This is a genomic window from Nonomuraea sp. NPDC049625, assembly GCF_040675285.1.
GTDB classification, from domain to species: domain Bacteria; phylum Actinomycetota; class Actinomycetes; order Streptosporangiales; family Streptosporangiaceae; genus Nonomuraea; species Nonomuraea angiospora_A.
Genome location: NZ_JBFAOQ010000006.1, coordinates 406,527 through 424,499, shown reverse-complemented (window position 1 = coordinate 424,499; position 17,973 = coordinate 406,527). Strand labels below are relative to the sequence as shown.

Here is a 17,973-nt window from a genome sequence, read left to right as displayed (position 1 = left end):
CACGGAGAGCCAAAGCCCCATGATTTATTGATAAATGGTCAAATATCCGCAAAATCTTCGGACAAATGGGGCGGGCGGGAAGCGGCCATTATCCGGCCGATCCGGGCAGGCAACCGGTCGTCCCTTACCCCGGGATCCGGTCGCCTCCAACGGGGAGGTTCGGCGGCTGGGCCGGGCAGAACGCCCGTACCCCGCGCAACAGCCGTACCGCGGCCTCCAGCCCGCTCGCCGCCTCCAGCGCCCGCCCTGCGGCGGTCGAGAAGCGGCTCAGCAGGTGCTCGTCCCCGTCGCCGAACCCCCGCCCGGCGACCCACACGAACGTGTGGTCCCGCGTCGCCAGCGGCAGGGGAGTGGCCAGGAAGCCCGGCTCGCCCACCGCCGCGTCGCGCGCCAGCCGGACCGTCGCCGGCACGGTCGCCAGCTCCTTCAGCACCCCCGACTCGGCCAGCCACCGGCGCACGCGCTGGGGATCGCCGGGAGGGGCGTGCGTGTGGATCGCGTCGGCCTCCAGCCGCAGGGCGTCCACGCGCACGAATCCCGCGTAGGCCGTGCCCGTGACGGCGGCGGCGGTACGCGCCAGCCGGTCGAGCAGGTCGACGGCCTCCAGGCAGGAGAACGAGGCGATGAGTTCACGCATGGCGGCATCGGCATGGTTGTATGACATCGCGGTGGTCCCTCGGGGGGAGGAGAGATCGCGCGGCCCGATCGCGCGAAACTGAAGTGCGGGTGCCCTGACTATCACCCCCGACGCGGCTCCTGACTAGCCCTCAACAGGAAATCGGGATTTCTGCCCCCTCCCGGTCCGCACGCGTCACGTGGGACGCAGCACCGACCACGCCAGGTCGTCCGCCCGCGTCCCGTCCGCCTTGACGAACAGCCCCCGGTGCACGCCCTCCCGGCTGAACCCGGCCCGCTCCAGCACCGCGTGCGAGGCCGCGTTGCCCGGGTCGGTGCCGGCCACGATCCGGTGCAGCGCCGTGTTCGCGAACGCCCAGCCCACCAGCAGCCTGACCGCCCGCGTCATGAACCCCTTGCCCCGGAACCCGGGCACCAGCGAGTAGCCCACCATGGCCTGCCCCAGCGAAGGGACGACGTGTGCCAGCTGGATATGTCCGGCGAACGCCCCCGACGCCGCGTCCCTGACGGCCAGCTCGATCCGCTGCCCCGACACCCACCAGTAGCCGGTGTAGCGGCAGCGCCGCTCGTGCTCCTCCAGCGTGCCCATCGGCCCGAAGTGATAGGCCGCCACGGTCGGGTCGGCCAGCATCCGGTGGAAGTCGCCGGCGTCCTCCACGGCCAGCGGCACCAGCCGCACCACGCCGTCGCACAGCTCCCCGTCCGCGAAGAACGGCAGGTACGGCTCCGTCGTCGCCGCGTCCTCCGCCAGCCGGGCGAAGGTGACCATGTCGACGTAGCGGCCGTCGCGCAGCCGCTTGGCGTCCCGCCGGCGCCCCTCCTCGAGGAAGCCCGCCTTGACGGCCACCCGCAGGCTCGCCACGTTCTCCACCGCGGCCTGCAGCTCGACCCTGCGCACCCCGTGGTCGAACAGCCAGTCGGTGACCGCCCTGGCCGCCGTCGCCGCGACGCTCCTGCCCCGGGCCCACGGCGCCACCATGTAGCCGATCGAGGCCACGCCCCACTGATCGGGCCGCACGATCCCGATGGCGCCCACGTAGCCGCCGTCCTGCGTGATCACGAACTCCGCGCCGCCGTCCGCCCACTTCGCCGCCGCCTTCTCCAGGAAGCCGTGCGCGTCCTCCATCCGGTACGGCGACGGCAACGCCGGCAGGAACCGGGCGGTCACCGGGTCGTTGCACACTTTCACGATCGCCTCGACGTCCTCCTCCGCGGGAGGCCGGAGAATCAGGGGACCGGTGGAGATCACGTCGCGCGGAAGCATCCCCCATAGATACCGTGCGTCCGGACGCACTCGAAAGCCCTATAACCTTGCGGCCATGGGTTTCCGCAGGCATGGGCCTTTCCAGGCGGGGGATCAGGTGCAGCTCACCGACCCCAAGAACAAACGCCACACGATCACGCTCAAGGAGGACGGCGTCTTCCACACCCACAAGGGCGCCATCCCGCACAGCGACCTGATCGGGCAGCCTGAAGGCTCCGTCGTGCGCTCCTCGGGGGGCACCCAGTACCTCGCCTTCCGCCACCTGCTGCAGGACTACACGCTGGCCATGCCGCGCGGCGCGGCCGTCATCTACCCCAAGGACGCCTCGATGATCGTCGGCATGGCCGACATCTTCCCGGGCGCGCGGGTGATCGAGGCCGGCGTCGGCTCCGGCGCGCTGACGTGCTTCCTGCTGCGGGCCGTCGGCCCCGACGGGCATGTCACCTCGTACGAGCGGCGCCAGGAGTTCGCCGACGTGGCGAGTAAGAACGTGGAGAAGTTCTTCGGCGGCCCCATGGACGACAACTGGCGCCTGGTCGTCGGCGACCTGGTCGCCTCCATCGACGAGAGCGACGTCGACCGGGTGATCCTCGACATGCTCGCCCCGTGGGAGTGCGTCGACGCCGCCGCCAAGGCGCTCACCCCGGGTGGCGTGATCTGCTGTTATGTCGCCACGACCACGCAGTTGTCCAAGACGGTCGAGATGATTCGCGATCACGGGTGTTTCACGGAGCCGCATGCGTGGGAGACCCTGGTTCGCGACTGGCACGTCGAAGGGCTCGCGGTGAGACCGGATCATCGGATGATCGGTCACACGGGATTCCTGGTCACCGCCCGCCGCATGGCGGACGGAGTGACGCCCCCGCCGAGACGCCGTCGACCGAAGGGGACCACCGAGGAACTATGACAATTTGGCCACGAGGGTGCGTTGGTGCGTGACACGGGAACAGATTCCCGTGTGCAGGTGCTGGGAGTATTAAACGCACTATTGAGGATTATTCACCGAATACTGAATGTCACTCTACGAACACTGCCCGGCCAGGTTACGGAGGGGCCCGAGATAGGTAAGGTCCTAAGTAGTCGCCCTCGACTGGGAAGGAGGTGACGGGCGTGGCAGCTCGCGATGATGCTGAGGCTCGAGCCGCGCAGCGCGAACGGGAGGTCGCTGATCTTTCAACACAGGTCTCCTTCCTCCAGGAGGAGATCACCGCGCTGAGGCGGAAGCTGGCCGAGTCACCCCGTCAGGCCAGGGTCCTCGAAGAGCGTCTTCATGAGGCGCAGGCGAATCTCGCGGCCGTGACCGGCCAGAACGAACGCCTGGTCGCCACACTGAAGGAGGCCCGGGACCAAATCGTCGCCCTCAAGGAGGAGGTCGACCGGCTGGCGCAGCCGCCATCCGGTTTCGGCACCTTCCTCGAGGCCAGAGAAGACGGCACCATCGAGGTGTTCACCGGCGGCCGCAAGCTCCGGGTGAACGTCAGCCCTGCCGTCGACATCGACTCGCTGCGGCGTGGCCAGGAGGTCATGCTCAACGAAGCGCTCAACGTGGTCGAAGCTCTCGGCTACGAAGAGGTCGGCGAGATCGTCATGCTGAAAGAGCTGCTCGACGAGGGCAAGCGGGCCCTGGTCATCTCGCACGCCGACGAAGAGCGCGTCGTGCGACTGGCCGAGTCGCTGGTCGGCCAGCCCATCAGGGCCGGCGACTCGCTCCTGCTCGAGCCGCGCTCCGGCTACGTCTACGAGCGCATTCCCAAGTCCGAAGTCGAAGAGCTCGTCCTCGAGGAGGTCCCCGACATCTCCTACGAGGAGATCGGCGGCCTCGGCAGGCAGATCGAGCAGATCAGGGACGCCATCGAGCTGCCCTACCTGCACGCCGACCTGTTCCGCGAGCACAAGCTCCGGCCCCCCAAGGGCGTGCTGCTGTACGGGCCGCCCGGATGCGGCAAGACGCTCATCGCCAAGGCGGTCGCCAACTCCCTGGCCAAGCAGGTCGCGGAGAAGACCGGCCAGTCCGGCAAGAGCTTCTTCCTCAACATCAAGGGCCCCGAGCTGCTCAACAAGTACGTCGGCGAGACCGAGCGGCACATCCGCCTGGTCTTCCAGCGGGCCCGTGAGAAGGCCTCCGAGGGCACCCCGGTGATCGTGTTCTTCGACGAGATGGACTCGATCTTCCGCACCCGAGGCTCCGGCGTGTCCTCCGACGTGGAGAACACCATCGTCCCTCAGCTGCTGTCGGAGATCGACGGCGTCGAGGGCCTGGAGAACGTCATCGTCATCGGCGCCTCCAACCGCGAGGACATGATCGACCCGGCGATCCTGCGGCCCGGCCGCCTGGACGTCAAGATCAAGATCGAGCGGCCGGACGCCGAGGCGGCCAAGGACATCTTCTCCAAGTACCTCATCGCCGACCTGCCGCTGCACCCGGACGACCTGACGGAGCACGCCGAGTCCCGCGAGGGCACCATCCAGGGCATGATCCAGAGCGTCGTCGAGCGCATGTACACCGAGAGCGAGGAAAACCGCTTCCTCGAGGTGACCTACGCCAACGGCGACAAGGAAGTCCTCTACTTCAAGGACTTCAACTCCGGCGCGATGATCCAGAACATCGTCGACCGTGGCAAGAAGATGGCCATCAAGCAGTTCCTCGAAACCGGCCAGAAGGGCCTGCGGGTGCAGCACCTGCTCACGGCCTGCGTGGACGAGTTCTCCGAGAACGAGGACCTGCCCAACACCACCAACCCCGACGACTGGGCCCGCATCTCCGGCAAGAAGGGTGAGCGGATCGTCTACATCCGCACGCTCGTCTCCGGCAAGCAGGGCACCGAAGCCGGCCGGTCCATCGACACCGTCGCCAACACCGGCCAGTACCTGTAGAACCCCCGAACGGGAGGGCCCGCCGCGGCCCTCCCGTTCGCATGTCCGCGCCCCGCCGCGGCGACCCCGGCGAGGACGCCGGATGCGACACGGCCGATACGCATGCACGCCGCCCCGATCAGGCGCACACTGGGCTGATGACCACGCTCAAACGAGTAGACGTGCACGTCGAAGGCGTCGTCCAGGGCGTCGGCTTCCGCCCCTTCGTGCACTCGCTCGCCCGCCGGCTGGGTCTGGCCGGGCGGGTGCACAACGACGTCGACGGAGTGCACATCGAGGTCGAAGGCGCCCTGGCCGGCGTCGAGGAGTTCCTGACCGCGCTCGAACGCGACGCGCCCGCCCTGTCCGAGATCGAACGCGTCACCGTCGTCAGCGCCCGCCCCACCGGCCACAACGGCTTCACCATCGCCGCCGGCCTCCCGTCGGGCCCGCTGCGGCCCCTCGTCCGCGCCGACGGCGCCACCTGCGACGACTGCCTGCGCGAGCTGGCCGATCCCGCCGACCGCCGCCACGGCTACCCGTTCATCAACTGCGCCAACTGCGGCCCCCGCTTCACGATCGTGCGCGGCGTCCCGTACGACCGGCCCCTGACCACCATGGCCGGCTTCGGCATGTGCCAGGCGTGCGCGGCCGAGTACCACGACCCCGGCAACCGCCGCCACCACGCCCAGCCCACCTGCTGCCCCGCCTGCGGGCCCCGGCTGCGGCTGCGCGACGCCCGCGGCACCGAGCTGTGCGGCGACCCCATCGCCGGCGCCGTCACCCTGCTGCGCGCCGGGCGCGTCGTCGCCGTCAAGGGCCTCGGCGGCTTCCACCTCGCCGTGCCCGCCGCCGACGAGCGGGCCGCCGCGGCGCTGCGCGGCCGCAAGCACCGGGAGGAGCAGCCGTTCGCCGTCATGACGGCCGACCTGGCGCAGGCGCGGCGGCTGTGCGAGATCGACGAGCACGCCGCCGAGCTGCTCACCGGCCGCGCGCGGCCCATCGTGCTGCTGCCCCGCCTGCCCGGCGCCCCCGTCGCCGCCTCCGTGGCGCCCGCCACCCGCAGCCTCGGCCTCATGCTGCCCTACACGGCCCTGCACCACCTCCTGCTCGCCGAGCTCGCCGAACCCATGGTCCTCACCGGCGGCAACGTCTCCGGCGAGCCCATCGCCTACGAGGACGACGACGCGCTGACCCGCCTGAGCGGCATCGCCGACGCCTTCCTCATCCACGACCGCCCCATCCACGTACGCGCCGACGACTCGGTCGTGCGCCCCATGGCGGGCGAGGTGACCGTGCTGCGCCGGGCCCGCGGCTACGCGCCCGAACCGCTCGCGATGCGCTGGCCCGCGCCCCGGCCCGTGCTCGCCTGCGGCGCCGAGCTGAAGAGCACCTTCTGCCTGGCCGAAGGACGGCGCGCGTTCGTCTCCCAGCACATCGGCACCCTGGAGAACCACGAGACGCTCCGGTCGTTCGTCGAGAGCATCGACCACTTCTGCGGCCTGTTCGGCATCCGGCCCGAGGTCGTGGCGCACGACCTGCACCCCGGCTACCTGTCCACCCGGCACGCCATGGAGATCCACGGCGTCGAACTCCTCGGCGTCCAGCACCACCACGCCCACATCGCCTCCTGCCTGGCCGACAACGGCGACCCCGGGCCCGTGCTCGGCGTGGCCCTCGACGGGCTCGGCCACGGCCCCGACGGCACCCTGTGGGGCGGCGAGTTCCTGCGCGCCGACCTGACCTCCTTCGAACGCCTCGGCCACCTCGCCCAGGTCCCCATGCCGGGCGGGAGCGCCGCCGTGCGGCAGCCCTGGCGCATGACCGCCGCCTACCTCGGCGACGACCACCCCGGCCTCGACGTGGCCCGCCGCAACCCCTGGGCCGACGCCCTCCGGCTCGCCCCCGGCTCCCCGCTGACCTCCAGCGCGGCCCGCCTCTTCGACGCCGTCGCGGCGCTGCTCGGCGTCCGCGACAAGATCACGTACGCGGGGCAGGCCGTCGTCGAGCTCGAACAGCACGCCGACCCCGCCGAGCGCGGCACGTACGAGGCCGGGATCACCCACGGCGACCTGCTCGTCGTGGAGGGCGCCGACCTCGTCCGCGCCGCCGCCGCGGACCTGGCCGCGGGAGCCTGCACCCGCGCGATCGCCGGCCGCTTCCACAACGGCCTCGCCGACGCCGTCACCCGCGCCTGCGACACCCTCCGCCACGCCACCGGGCTGACCGCGGTGGCGCTGTCGGGCGGGATGTTCCAGAACGCGCTGCTGCTGGAGGCCACCGTGGCCCGGCTGTGCGCGGCCGGGTTCCGGGTGCTCAAGCACGTGCGCGTGCCGCCCGGCGACGGCGGCGTCAGCCTCGGCCAGGCCGCCGTCGCCGCCGCCCGCGACCGCGTCTGACCACCCGTAACCGTGCCCTCACGGTGCCCTCACCGTGCTCTCTTCGGGCTCTCTTCGGGCTCTCCTCGCGGCGGAGTGGCGGGCCGGGGGAGAGCGGCCGGTCGCCCTAGCATGGCGATCATGGAGTACCTCAACCCCGCCCGCGCCCCGTACACCGCGCACGACCGCGCGCTCATCGGGACCGAGCACGCCCGCCAGGCCCGCGCCCACTTCGCCCGGCACCCCTCCTACCGGCCCACGCCGGTCCGCACCATCCCGGACCTGGCCGGAACCGAAGCCGTCCACATCAAGGACGAGAGCGGGCGCATGGGGCTGGGCAGCTTCAAGGCGCTCGGGGGCGCGTACGCCGTCCACCTGCTCGCCGAGCACGAGGGCGGCGGCACGCCGTTCGTGTGCGCCAGCGCGGGCAACCACGGCATCTCCGTCGCCTCCGGCGCCGCCGAGGTCGGCGTGGACTGCGTCGTGTACCTCAGCGAAGGCGTCCCCGAGGCGTTCGCGCAGCGGCTGCGCGGACTCGGCGCCGAGGTGCGGCGCAGCGGCGAGGACTACGAGGCCAGCATGGCCGCCGCGATCCAGGCCGCCGAGCGGAACGGCTGGCGGCTCGTCGCCGACAGCTCCTGGAACGGCTACACCGGCATCCCGCTCGACGTCATGCGCGGCTACACCGTCCTGTTCGACGAACTCGCCGACCCGGGCGCCCTGCCCGCCTTCCCCGCGCAGACCGCGCGCACCGGCGGCCCCGCCGCGGCCCCAGGAGCGCGCGCCGGCCTCGAGGCGTACTCGGGCAGGCTCAACGGCTCCTCGGCCGTGACCGGCGGCCACAGCACGCCCCACGGGGCCGCGGGCGCGCCCACCCACGTGTTCCTCCAGGCGGGCGTCGGCGGGCTCGCCGCCGCCGGCGCCGCGTACGTGCGCGACCGCTGGGGCGAGCAGCCCAAGATCGTCGTGGTCGAGCCGGAAGGCGCGCCCTGCCTGCTCGAAAGCGCCCGGGCCGGCGAGCCCGTACGCGTCCAGGGCGGCCGCACCATCCTCGGCCGCCTCGACTGCCCGGAACCCTCCGTCATCGCTTTCCAGCTCCTCCACCACCTCGCCGACCTCTACATGACGATCACCGACGACCAGGCGGCCGACGCCGCCCGCCTCCTGGCCGGCCACGGCGTCCACCTGTCCGAGTGCGGCGCCGCCGGAGCCGCCGGCCTGCTCGCCCTCACGCCCGCGGCCCGCGACGCGCTCGCGCTCGACGACGCCTCCCGCCCGCTGGTCGTGGGAACGGAGGGCCCCGTGGAACCAAAGTGATCCAGGTGACGTCAAAAAGGGCGTGCACGCACCTAACCGGCCCAAGCATGCTCGGGGGGACGGCCGGTTGGCCGAGCTCGACCTCCTGCGCTTCATCGCCGCCCTGGCCGTCGTCGCCTTCCACTACCTGGTGGCGTACGCGTCCGTCTGGGGGGCCAGGCCCGCCGCGCTGTTCCCGCCGCTGGCGCCCTTCGCGGGGTTAGGCATCCTCGGTGTCGAGCTGTTCTTCATCATCAGCGGGTTCGTCATCCTCATGACCGTGTGGGGGCGCGGCCTCGGCGGGTTCGCCCAGTCCAGGTTCGTCCGCCTTTATCCCGCGTACTGGCTCAGTCTCGTCGCCACCGCGGCGCTCTACGGGCTCACCGGCGCCAAGGCACTGGACCCAAAACTTTCACCAGGCGACTACCTGGTGAACGCCACCATGTTCCAGCGGTTGTTCAAGGTCACCGACGCCAGCCAGGTCTACTGGTCGCTGTGGGCGGAGCTCCGCTTCTACCTGCTGATGGTCATCCTCGTGATCATCGGGGTCACGTACGGGCGCGTCCTGATCTTCTCCGGCGTCTGGCTGGTGGCCGCCTTCGGCGCCGACCTGCTCGGCAACGAGATCGTCAACGAGATCGTCATGCCCGACTACGCGCCCTACTTCATCGCCGGCATGTCCCTCTACCTCATCCACAAACACGGCAGCGCCTGGCTCCCATGGCTCTACGTGGCCGGCGCGTACGCCCTGTCGATCGGCTCCGCGCTCGACCGGGTCCACCGGCGCGTCGACAACGTCGGGTTCAAGAACATGCCGGTCACCGACGTCAGCGTGATCATCACCATCACGCTGATCTTCGCCGTGATGGCCGTCGCCGCCCTCGGGCTGATCCGCCTCAAACCGTCCAGGACGCTCACCGCGCTCGGCGGCATCACATACCCGCTTTACCTGTTCCATGGCGTTGTCGCGGTGGCCCTCATCCCAGCGCTCACCGGCCACATGCCCCCCTGGGCCATCGCCACCACGACCGTCCTGACGGCCGTGGTGCTGTCGTATCTCGTGTACTCCTTTGCCGAACGGCCCATCCAGCGGCTACTCAAGCCCCGCAGACCCACGCAAACCCCGTCAGCTCCGGCCGTACAGGTTGAAAAGGCGTCGGTGCCATAACTCTGTGACCCTGGGGCACTGTGAAGGGCATAGGCTCGGGCATATAAACGGCGGATAGGCAGATCCGGACGAACAGAGGGTGTTGCATGACGGTGCGTCGGGTGATGGGCATCGAGACCGAGTACGGCATCTCCGTACCCGGCCAGCCAGGCGCCAACGCGATGGTGACCTCCTCACAGGTCGTGAACGCCTACCTGGCCGCCTCGGCGGCCCGGGCGCGCAGGGCCCGGTGGGACTTCGAAGAGGAGAACCCACTCCGCGACGCGCGCGGCTTCGACCTGGCCAGAGAGGTCGCCGACCCCAGCCAGCTCACCGACGAGGACCTCGGCCTCGCCAACGTCATCCTCACCAACGGCGCCCGGCTCTACGTCGACCACGCCCACCCCGAATACAGCTCGCCCGAGTGCACCAACCCCCGGGCCGCCGTCATCTGGGACAAGGCCGGCGAACGCGTCATGTACGACGCCGCCACCCGGGCCTCCGCCATCCCCTCCAACGCGCCCATCCAGCTCTACAAGAACAACACCGACGCCAAGGGCGCCTCCTACGGCTGCCACGAGAACTACCTCATGCGGCGCGCCACCCCCTTCGCCGACATCGTCCGGCACCTCACCCCCTTCTTCGTCTCCCGCCAGGTCGTCGTCGGCGCCGGCAAGGTCGGCATCGGCCAGGACTCCCGCGGTGAAGGCTTCCAGATCAGCCAGCGCGCCGACTTCTTCGAGGTCGAGGTCGGCCTCGAGACCACGCTCAAGCGGCCCATCATCAACACCCGCGACGAGCCGCACGCCGACCCCGAGAAGTACCGCCGGCTGCACGTGATCATCGGCGACGCCAACATGTCGGAAATTTCGACATATCTCAAGCTGGGCACCACCGCCCTCGTCCTCGCCATGATCGAAGAAGGCTTCCTCACCCGCGACCTCGCCGTCGAAAACCCCGTACAAGCCCTCCGGGCCGTCTCCCACGACCCCACCTGCCGCTACGAGATCGCCATGCGCGACGGCCGCAAGCTCACCGCCATCCAGCTCCAGATGGAATACCTCGAACAAGCGCGCAAATACGTCGAAGAGCGAGGCACCGCCCAAGAGGAGATGAACAAGGACATCCTCGACCGCTGGGAGTCCGTCCTCACCCGGCTCGCCGAAGACCCCATGCAGCTCTCCCGCGAACTCGACTGGGTCGCCAAACTCGAACTCCTCGAGGGCTACCGCACCCGCGACGGCCTGCCCTGGTCCCACCCCAGACTCCAGCTCGTCGACCTGCAATACTCCGACATCCGCCCCGACCGCGGCCTCTACAACCGCCTCGTCGCCCGCGGACGCATGCAACGCCTCGTCACCGAAGACGAAGTCCAGCGCGCCGTCGAACACCCGCCCAACGACACCCGCGCCTACTTCCGCGGCCGCTGCCTGCGCCAATACAGCGAATCCGTCGCCGCCGCCTCCTGGGACTCCGTCATCTTCGACATCCCCGGCCGCGAATCACTCCAGCGCGTACCCACCCTCGAACCACTGCGCGGCACCAAAGCCCACGTCGGCGAACTCTTCGACCGCTGCCGCACCGCCGCCGACCTCGTCGCCGCCCTCACCGGCGGCGACTGAGCCCTTCTGAACGAGACCGGCCCGCACGGGCCGGTCTCCTACAGCAGCCCCACACCCAGCGTCAGCGTGCCCACCGCCAGGCACGCCCCGCCCGCCACCGTCAGCCAGATCAACCTGCTCGGCTTCGTGTCACCCGGACGCACCACCGACAGGAAGAAACCCAGCGGCATCAGGATCGGCGCGGCCACGATCAACACCCGCGTCAGGGCCTTCACACCCTCCGGCAGACTCGCCTGGTCCACATAGAGCATCGCCACCAGCGAGAACAGCACCAGCACGCCCGCATGCGCGTGCCCGGCCCGCCACAGGCCACGCCGGACCGGGTTGTCCAGATAGCCGGGGACGTTACGCATCAGGAACTTCAACAGGGTGACGCCGCCGAAGGCCACCCCGGGGACTGTGATGAGGAGCACACCGGCCGTGCTCAGGGATGCGGGGGACATCGGAACCTCCTCGTGTGTAGGTGGATCCATTGTTGGATAGTTTGGCTATCTAGTCAAGCCGGCAAGATCGCTGGGCGATCGGCGCGAAATGTCGCTCGGTTCGGGGAAGATATGCCTTAGAGGCAGTCCCCCAACCGGAGGTAGGACATGGCAACCAAGGACACCGGAGGCCAGAAGCAGGCCGGTCGGCGCGAGAGCGAAGTCGAGGAGACCGAGGCCTCGGCGACGCCGGACGTTCAGGAGCGCCAGGAGAAGCTCACGGACGATGTCGACGCAATTCTGGACGAAATCGACGAAGTTCTCGAAGAGAACGCAGAGGAATTTGTCAGGTCGTACGTCCAGAAAGGCGGAGAATAGGGGATAAATCGGACATCGGATAGAAGGGGGGATCGGTGGAGACGCCGGATGGGTGTAAGCGGTGCCCGGACTGCGGGGAAGAAAAGGAGGTCTCGGAGTTCGGGCGCAATAAGCGAATGGCAGATGGGCTGGCGCGATATTGCAAGGCCTGTTTCCAGCGGCGTCACACGCAGAGTTACCGCAAGCGCAGGGAAGAGCAAGGCAAGACCGTGCGTGAGCGCGTCGAAGTGCCTGATGGGCAGAAATACTGCCCCCGTTGTGCGGAGATCAAGCCACTGGCCGACTTCGGAAAGAACAGGGCGCAGAAGGACGGGCTCACCGATTACTGCAAGCCGTGTCATAACCACGTGATGCGCGAGAATCGCATCAAGCGCCACGGCAGCACTCGCAACTACCACCTGAAGCGCCGCTACGGCATCACCCAGGACGACTTCGAGCGCATGCTCGCCCACCAGGGCGGGCTCTGCGCCATCTGCCGGGCCGTCCCCGGCACGTTCGTCGACCACAGTCATGAGACCGGCCAGGTCCGGGGCATTCTCTGTTTCAACTGCAACAACGGGCTCGGCCACTTCGGCGACAATCTGGTGTTGCTGGAGTTGGCTGCCCTTTATCTGGACGGGGAGATTCTCTGGCCCGAGTTCGTGGTCCTCCCGCGGCAGCGCGCCTCGGATGAGGTGGCGCGGACGCGGAGTTATCACCTGACGCAGCGTTATCGGGTGCGGCATGAGGATGTCGAGCGGATGATTTCGGCTCAGCATGGTTTGTGTGTGGTGTGCTGGGATCGGCCGCCCGAGCATGTGGACCATTGTCATCGCACGGGGGATGTGCGGTTTGCGTTGTGTCTGCCGTGTAATACGGGGATCGGGCAGTTCAGGGATGATCCCGGTGTGGTGTGGCGGGCGCTTTCTTATGTCGAGGCGACCGTTGAGGAGTTCGACGAGGTCGAGGTTTCGGAGGAGGAGTTTCGGGGGTTGGTCGAGGCTGAGGAGCGGCTTCGGGGCGAGTTCTATTCGACGGTGTCGAGGGTGGGCTGATCGGCTTTGGGGAGGGTGTAGTCGACGGCGACGCCCAGGAGGCGGACCGGGCGGGTGAGGTCGAAGCGGGCGAGGATGGTGAGGGCCGCCTGCTGGATGGTGGCCGGGTCCGTGGTGGGGGCGGGGAGTTTTGACTGGCGGGTTCGGGTGAGGAACGGGGTGAAGCGGACCTTGACCGATACCCGGGTGATGTCGCGGCCGGCTTCGCGGGCGTCGTGGGCGACCTGGGTGGCGAGGGCGGCGACGTGGTGGGTGATGTCGGCTTCGTCGGTGAGGTCGTGCTGGAAGGTGGTTTCGCGGCTGTGGCCGCGGGCGATCCAGGGTGTGGTGACGATTTCGGCTTCGCCTTTGCCGAGGGCGAGGTAGCGGTACCAGGGACCGTTGGTGGGGCCGAAGTGGCGGGCGAGGTGGGCGGGGTCGGCGGCGGCGAGTTGGGCGACGGTGTGGAGGCCCAGGGCGGCGAGTTTTTTGGAGATCTTGGCGCCGATGCCCCAGAGTGCGTCGGTGGGGCGGTCGTTCATGATCTCGGCCCAGTTGTCGCTGGTGAGGCGGTAGATTCCGGCGGGTTTGGCGAGGCCGGAGGCGAGTTTGGCCTGATGTTTGTTGTCGCCGATGCCGATGGAGCAGGACAGCTGGGTGCGTTCGCGTACGGTCTGGCGGATGGTGGCGGCGAGGGTTTCGGGGTCGTCGGTGGTGGCGCCGAGGAAGGCTTCGTCCCAGCCCCAGATTTCGACGCGTACGGGGAATTCGCGGAGTACGGCCATGACGTGGGCGGAGGCGGCTTCGTAGGCGGGTGGGTCGCTGGGCAGGAAGATCGCTTCGGGGCAGCGTTTGAGTGCGGTGCGCAGTGGCATGCCGGAGTGGATGCCGTGTTCGCGGGCTTCGTAGGTGGCGGTGGCGGCCACGGTGCGGGGTTGGGTGGGGTCTCCTGAGCCGCCGACGACGACGGGTTTGCCGCGGAGTTCGGGGTGGCGGAGGATCTCGACGGCGGCGATGAACTGGTCGAGGTCGACGTGGAGGATCCAGTCCCTCATGGTTTTCAGTATGTCGTGAGGCGGTGTGGAGGCGGTCGTCGCGGTGGGGGAGGCGCGGCGGGGGACTGCCCAGGCGGGGTTGCCGATGGGTGGTGTTTCGCCTGCTTGGACGACGGCCTGGATGAGGGTGGCGGGGGTTCCGGGGGCAGTGGGGGTTTCGGGGTCGGCGATGGTGCGCGGCGGCGGCGGCGGGGTCTTGTCGCCGCCGGACGGGCCCAGCGGCGGAGAACTCGCCGTTCTCGACGGTCAGGTGGGCGCGTGTACCCACGCCGGAGAAGACCTTGGTCAGCACCACCGGCAGCGAGTACAGCAGCCCTCGGCGTAGAGGGTGTAGAGGATGACCGAGCCGGTGCCTTCTCGGGGTCGCGCAGCAGGATGAACTGGAACAGGAAGCCGCCCCAGACGCTGGTGCCGGCGCTCACACGGCGATGGTGGACATGATCGGCTCGCCGCTCGTGGCGGATCCGGGCTCAGCCGCCGACGTGGGCCGGGCCGCCGACGAGGTCCTCCAGCTTCGCCTGGTACGCGGCGGCGGCCTCGTCGGGGCTCGTGCCGCTGACGACGGCGGCGGTGGCCTCCTGCAGCGCGGCCGACACCTGCGGGTAGACGGCCAGGCCGGGGCGGTAGGCGGTGAGGGGCAGCACCTCATCGGCGACGAACTTCAGCATCGGGTCGGCGGTGAGCACCTCGTCGTTGACGTCGGCGCGTGAGCTGATGCGCACCTGCCCGGCCAGCTGCGCCTTCGTGGCCGCGGCCGAGTGCATGAAGGCGAGCAGGTCCCAGGCGAGCCTGGGGTTCTTGGAGTACGGGTTGAGCACGCGGACGGCGCCGCCGGACATGCTGACGAAGTCCTGGCCGCGGACGCCGGCGCCGGGCCGCTCGGCGGGGATCTTGGCGTAGCCGACGACCTGGTCGCGGTCCTTCATGGGGGCGACGCCGGCCCGGGGTTCGACGACGGAGCGCCAGAAGTAGTCGCTCTCGGCGAGGATGCCGATCTTGCCGGCGGCGAACTGGGCGAAGGACTTGTCGCGGCCCTTGGCCTCCTGCTGCAGCTTGGGGTCGCCGAGGCCGCTGCCGCCGTAGATCTGCCGGTAGAAGCCGAGCGCGTCCTTGAGCGACCGGGAGGCGCCGGTCCACTTGCCGGCGGCGTAGATCTCGGATCCGGCGCCGGCGAGCAGGGGGAGCACGCCCTGCATGGTCGTGGCCTCGCCCATGGCGGTGCCGGCGTCGATCTGGATGGGGACGGGCACGCCAGCGGCCTTGAGCCTGGTGCCGGCGTCGATGATGTCCTGCCAGCTCTTGGGCTGCCACGGGCCGGGCAGGCCGGCCTTGGCGAACAGGGTCTTGTTGTAGAACAGGACGCGGCCGTCGGTGCCCTGCGGCAGGCCGTACTTCTTGCCGTCGAAGATGCCCAGGCTCTGCACGGCCTGCGGGATCTGCGACCAGCCCTCCCACTGTTCGACGGTGGCGCCGCCGACCTCCGGCAGCGGTTTGATGTAGCCGGCCTGGGCGAACTCGCCGACCCAGATGCCGTCGATGTCGATCACGTCGGCGCCGGTCCTGGACTTGAGGTCGAGCGCGATCTTCGTCTTGTACTGCTCGTCGTCGACGCCGCTGGGCTGGAAGAGGACCTTGACGTCGCGGTGCGTCCTCTCGAACTCGGGGATCACCCACCGCTTGATCCAGTCGGCGGACTCGGAGTTCTTGCCGCCGGAGATGGAGTTGGCGGCGATGGTCAGGGAGACGCTGCCTGCGCCGGGGTCCGCGCCGGTGCCGCAGGACGTGAGGGCGAGGGTGGCCAGGGTGGCGATCACCGCAGGTCGGCTGGGGAATCGCATGTCGGCCTCCTGTTCAGGACATGCAGACATACCGACAGTCGCACGGCCGCCGGGAGCCGTAAAGAAACGATCTGAACACGGAACGGGGCGGCGTGTGATCACGCGGGTTCGCCGTGAGCTGATCGTGGGAAGTGCAGACAACAACGCAACATGAGTAGGGTCGCCCTAGGAACACTGACGTTTGGAGGGAGTCGCGTGGCATCGCACAGGGATCTGCCCGCCGGCTTGGTCAACCAGCTTTTCCGCAACACCGGAAGTTCCTCGTTCACGGAGTTTGTCAGCTCGTATGCGCCTGATTTGCTGCCGCAGCGGAATGAGGTGCTGGCCACCCCGATCGGCGACCAGGTCCCGCACGCGACGACGATCGTGGCCGCCACCTTCGCCGGTGGCGTGATCATGGCGGGCGACCGGCGGGCGACGTCGGGCAACATCATCTCGCAGCGCGATGTGGAGAAGGTCTTCCGCGCCGACGACTACTCGTGCATGGGCATCGCGGGCACGGCCAGCACCGGCATCGAGTTCGCCCGGCTGTTCCGGGTGGAGCTGGAGCACTACGAGAAGCTCGAGGGCCGCACGATGTCGGTGGCGGGCAAGGCCAACCGGCTGGCCACCATGATCAGGGGCAACCTTCCGATGGCGATGCAGGGGCTGGTGGTGGTGCCGCTGTTCGCGGCGTACGACCCTGACAAGGACGAGGGGCGGATCTTCAGCTACGACGTCGCGGGCGGGCCGTACGAGCGGGAGAGGTTCGACGCGATCGGCTCCGGCTCGATCTTCGCGCGCGGGTCGTTGAAGAAGCTCTACCGCGACGGCTCGTCGGCCGACGACATGGTGATGACGCTCATCCAGGCCCTCTACGACGCCGCCGACGACGACTCGGCGACCGGTGGGCCCGACGTCACCAGGAAGATCTGGCCGATCGTGTCGGTGATCGACGCCGACGGCTTCCGCAGGCTGAGCGAGGAGCAGGTCTCCGACTACGTGGAGCAGATGCTCGAAGCCCGCCTGATCTCGCCTGACGGCCCCATCGCCCCGCTGCGCTAGAAAGGACCACCGCACGTGTCCATGCCTTTTGGATATGCGTCCCCTGAGCAGATCATGCGGGACAAGGCCGACTACGCGCGCAAGGGCATCGCGCGGGGCCGCTCCGTCGTCGTGCTGCAGTATGTCGACGGCATCCTGTTCGTCGCGCCCAACCCGTCGCGGGCACTGCACAAGATCAGCGAGATCTACGACCGCATCGGGTTCGCGGCCGTGGGCCGCTACAACGAGTTCGAGGAGCTGCGGCTCGGCGGCATCCGCTACGCCGACATCAACGGCTACACCTACGATCGCTCCGACGTGACCGGGCGCGGCCTGGCCAACCTGTACGCCTCCAACCTGGGCCGCATCTTCACCGAGTCGATCAAGTCGCTGGAGGTGGAGGTCGTGGTCGCCGAGGTCGGCGAGACCAAGGACGGCGACGCGATCTACCGGCTCACCTTCGACGGGTCGGTCTTCGACGAGCACGGCTTCGCGGCCATGGGCGGCCAGGCGGACGCGGTGTCCACCCGGCTCAAGGAGCGCTACCGCGAGTCGATGTCGCTGGCCGACGCGCTGGAGGTGGCGCTGACGGCGCTCACCGAGCCTGGTGGCGAGCGGCCGCCGGTGGCGCAGCTCGAGGTGGCGGTCCTCGACCGCAACCGGGAGCACCGCAAGTTCCTGCGGCTCACGGGCGCCCGCCTGGAGCGCCTCCTGGCCCAGACCACCACCCCGCCCCCGGCCGCCACCCCGCCGCCCGCGGCCAAGCCCTCGTCCGAGGACACCCCGCCTCCCACGGGGCCTGAGGGCGACGTGGACGACGGCTCGTCGCCGCTGTAGCCGTCCTCCACTCTTCTCACACCCGCCAGGGGCCGCTACGGCTGCCCCTGGCGGGTTTTTCGTTGGCCCGGTACGGGTGTGGCGGTTTCCGGGTCCGGTACGGGGACGGCGGCGATTTCACGGGCGCACTCCTGGACGCAACCGTCATTTCGGCAACTCGCTGTCGGCCTGACGGTGCCTCCAGGGCTTCGTCGGACGCCGCGCCCGTCGC

15 protein-coding genes are annotated in these 17,973 nt (G+C 69.4%); 10 read left to right on the top strand and 5 right to left on the bottom strand.

Annotation, left to right across the window (positions count from 1 at the left end; translation table 11 throughout):
* Positions 1-124: 124 nt before the first annotated feature.
* Both AB0J87_RS27910 and AB0J87_RS27905 read right to left on the bottom strand, forming a co-directional pair.
* Positions 125-664, bottom strand: coding sequence for a hypothetical protein (locus AB0J87_RS27910; protein WP_350735370.1), 540 nt, complete (start codon positions 662-664; stop codon positions 125-127).
* 147 nt (positions 665-811) lie between these two features.
* A complete protein-coding gene (locus AB0J87_RS27905; RefSeq protein WP_363969754.1) occupies positions 812-1,900 on the bottom strand; it encodes a GNAT family N-acetyltransferase in 1,089 nt (362 codons plus the stop codon).
* A gap of 55 nt (positions 1,901-1,955) precedes the next feature.
* Here AB0J87_RS27905 and AB0J87_RS27900 point away from each other — a divergent pair, with 55 nt between their 5' ends.
* The 6 genes from AB0J87_RS27900 to dop all read left to right on the top strand — a co-directional run bounded on the left by AB0J87_RS27900 (position 1,956) and on the right by dop (position 11,196).
* A complete protein-coding gene (locus AB0J87_RS27900; protein WP_350735376.1) occupies positions 1,956-2,807 on the top strand; it encodes a tRNA (adenine-N1)-methyltransferase in 852 nt (283 codons plus the stop codon).
* A gap of 194 nt (positions 2,808-3,001) precedes the next feature.
* Positions 3,002-4,774, top strand: coding sequence for a proteasome ATPase (gene arc / locus AB0J87_RS27895; protein WP_363969751.1), 1,773 nt, complete (start codon positions 3,002-3,004; stop codon positions 4,772-4,774).
* Between the two features lie 137 nt (positions 4,775-4,911).
* Positions 4,912-7,152 carry a carbamoyltransferase HypF gene (gene hypF / locus AB0J87_RS27890; protein ID WP_363969749.1) on the top strand — a complete coding sequence of 747 codons (2,241 nt, stop codon included), beginning with the start codon at positions 4,912-4,914 and terminating at the stop codon, positions 7,150-7,152.
* A gap of 120 nt (positions 7,153-7,272) precedes the next feature.
* Positions 7,273-8,448 carry a pyridoxal-phosphate dependent enzyme gene (locus AB0J87_RS27885; protein ID WP_363969747.1) on the top strand — a complete coding sequence of 392 codons (1,176 nt, stop codon included), beginning with the start codon at positions 7,273-7,275 and terminating at the stop codon, positions 8,446-8,448.
* Positions 8,449-8,515: 67 nt separating this feature from the next.
* Positions 8,516-9,595, top strand: a complete 1,080-nt coding sequence (locus AB0J87_RS27880; RefSeq protein ID WP_350735385.1) for an acyltransferase — start codon at positions 8,516-8,518, stop codon at positions 9,593-9,595.
* Between the two features lie 86 nt (positions 9,596-9,681).
* Positions 9,682-11,196, top strand: a complete 1,515-nt coding sequence (gene dop, locus AB0J87_RS27875; protein WP_363969745.1) for a depupylase/deamidase Dop — start codon at positions 9,682-9,684, stop codon at positions 11,194-11,196.
* Positions 11,197-11,234: 38 nt separating this feature from the next.
* Here the strand turns inward: dop and AB0J87_RS27870 are convergent, their stop codons facing one another.
* Complete coding sequence (locus AB0J87_RS27870; RefSeq protein ID WP_350735389.1) at positions 11,235-11,639, bottom strand: hypothetical protein; 405 nt, start codon at positions 11,637-11,639, stop codon at positions 11,235-11,237.
* A 147-nt stretch (positions 11,640-11,786) separates the two neighbouring features.
* Between AB0J87_RS27870 and AB0J87_RS27865 the strand changes: the two genes are divergently transcribed.
* Together AB0J87_RS27865 and AB0J87_RS27860 are read left to right on the top strand one after the other, a co-directional pair.
* On the top strand, positions 11,787-11,996 hold the full coding sequence (locus AB0J87_RS27865; RefSeq protein ID WP_185076845.1) for a ubiquitin-like protein Pup: 210 nt from the start codon (positions 11,787-11,789) through the stop codon (positions 11,994-11,996).
* 116 nt (positions 11,997-12,112) lie between these two features.
* On the top strand, positions 12,113-13,030 hold the full coding sequence (locus tag AB0J87_RS27860; RefSeq protein WP_363969742.1) for an endonuclease VII domain-containing protein: 918 nt from the start codon (positions 12,113-12,115) through the stop codon (positions 13,028-13,030).
* Here the strand turns inward: AB0J87_RS27860 and AB0J87_RS27855 are convergent.
* Positions 13,003-14,064: a DNA polymerase IV gene (locus AB0J87_RS27855; protein WP_363969740.1), complete on the bottom strand. Its 1,062-nt coding sequence runs from the start codon at positions 14,062-14,064 to the stop codon at positions 13,003-13,005. The genes AB0J87_RS27860 and AB0J87_RS27855 overlap by 28 nt on opposite strands.
* A gap of 470 nt (positions 14,065-14,534) precedes the next feature.
* A complete protein-coding gene (locus tag AB0J87_RS27850) occupies positions 14,535-15,902 on the bottom strand; it encodes an extracellular solute-binding protein (protein ID WP_363969738.1) in 1,368 nt (455 codons plus the stop codon).
* Positions 15,903-16,199: 297 nt separating this feature from the next.
* On the opposite strand from AB0J87_RS27850, the gene prcB reads away from it, so the two are divergent.
* Positions 16,200-16,946, top strand: a complete 747-nt coding sequence (gene prcB, locus AB0J87_RS27845) for a proteasome subunit beta (protein ID WP_355200857.1) — start codon at positions 16,200-16,202, stop codon at positions 16,944-16,946.
* Between the two features lie 21 nt (positions 16,947-16,967).
* Positions 16,968-17,762, top strand: a complete 795-nt coding sequence (gene prcA, locus AB0J87_RS27840; RefSeq protein ID WP_350735404.1) for a proteasome subunit alpha — start codon at positions 16,968-16,970, stop codon at positions 17,760-17,762.
* The last annotated feature ends 211 nt before the right edge of the window (positions 17,763-17,973 follow it).

What these genes read in the sequence shown, in the direction of transcription:
- AB0J87_RS27860 (WP_363969742.1), top strand. Translation starts at nt 12,113, where the DNA reads ATGGCAGATGGGCTGGCGCGATATTGCAAGGCCTGTTTCCAGCGGCGT.
- prcA (WP_350735404.1), top strand. Translation starts at nt 16,968, where the DNA reads ATGCCTTTTGGATATGCGTCCCCTGAGCAGATCATGCGGGACAAGGCC.
- AB0J87_RS27850 (WP_363969738.1), bottom strand. Translation starts at nt 15,902, where the DNA reads ATGCGATTCCCCAGCCGACCTGCGGTGATCGCCACCCTGGCCACCCTC.
- AB0J87_RS27885 (WP_363969747.1), top strand. Translation starts at nt 7,273, where the DNA reads ATGGAGTACCTCAACCCCGCCCGCGCCCCGTACACCGCGCACGACCGC.
- hypF (WP_363969749.1), top strand. Translation starts at nt 4,912, where the DNA reads ATGACCACGCTCAAACGAGTAGACGTGCACGTCGAAGGCGTCGTCCAG.
- AB0J87_RS27865 (WP_185076845.1), top strand. Translation starts at nt 11,787, where the DNA reads ATGGCAACCAAGGACACCGGAGGCCAGAAGCAGGCCGGTCGGCGCGAG.
- AB0J87_RS27905 (WP_363969754.1), bottom strand. Translation starts at nt 1,900, where the DNA reads ATGCTTCCGCGCGACGTGATCTCCACCGGTCCCCTGATTCTCCGGCCT.
- AB0J87_RS27910 (WP_350735370.1), bottom strand. Translation starts at nt 664, where the DNA reads ATGTCATACAACCATGCCGATGCCGCCATGCGTGAACTCATCGCCTCG.
- AB0J87_RS27870 (WP_350735389.1), bottom strand. Translation starts at nt 11,639, where the DNA reads ATGTCCCCCGCATCCCTGAGCACGGCCGGTGTGCTCCTCATCACAGTC.
- AB0J87_RS27855 (WP_363969740.1), bottom strand. Translation starts at nt 14,064, where the DNA reads ATGAGGGACTGGATCCTCCACGTCGACCTCGACCAGTTCATCGCCGCC.
- AB0J87_RS27900 (WP_350735376.1), top strand. Translation starts at nt 1,956, where the DNA reads ATGGGTTTCCGCAGGCATGGGCCTTTCCAGGCGGGGGATCAGGTGCAG.
- dop (WP_363969745.1), top strand. Translation starts at nt 9,682, where the DNA reads ATGACGGTGCGTCGGGTGATGGGCATCGAGACCGAGTACGGCATCTCC.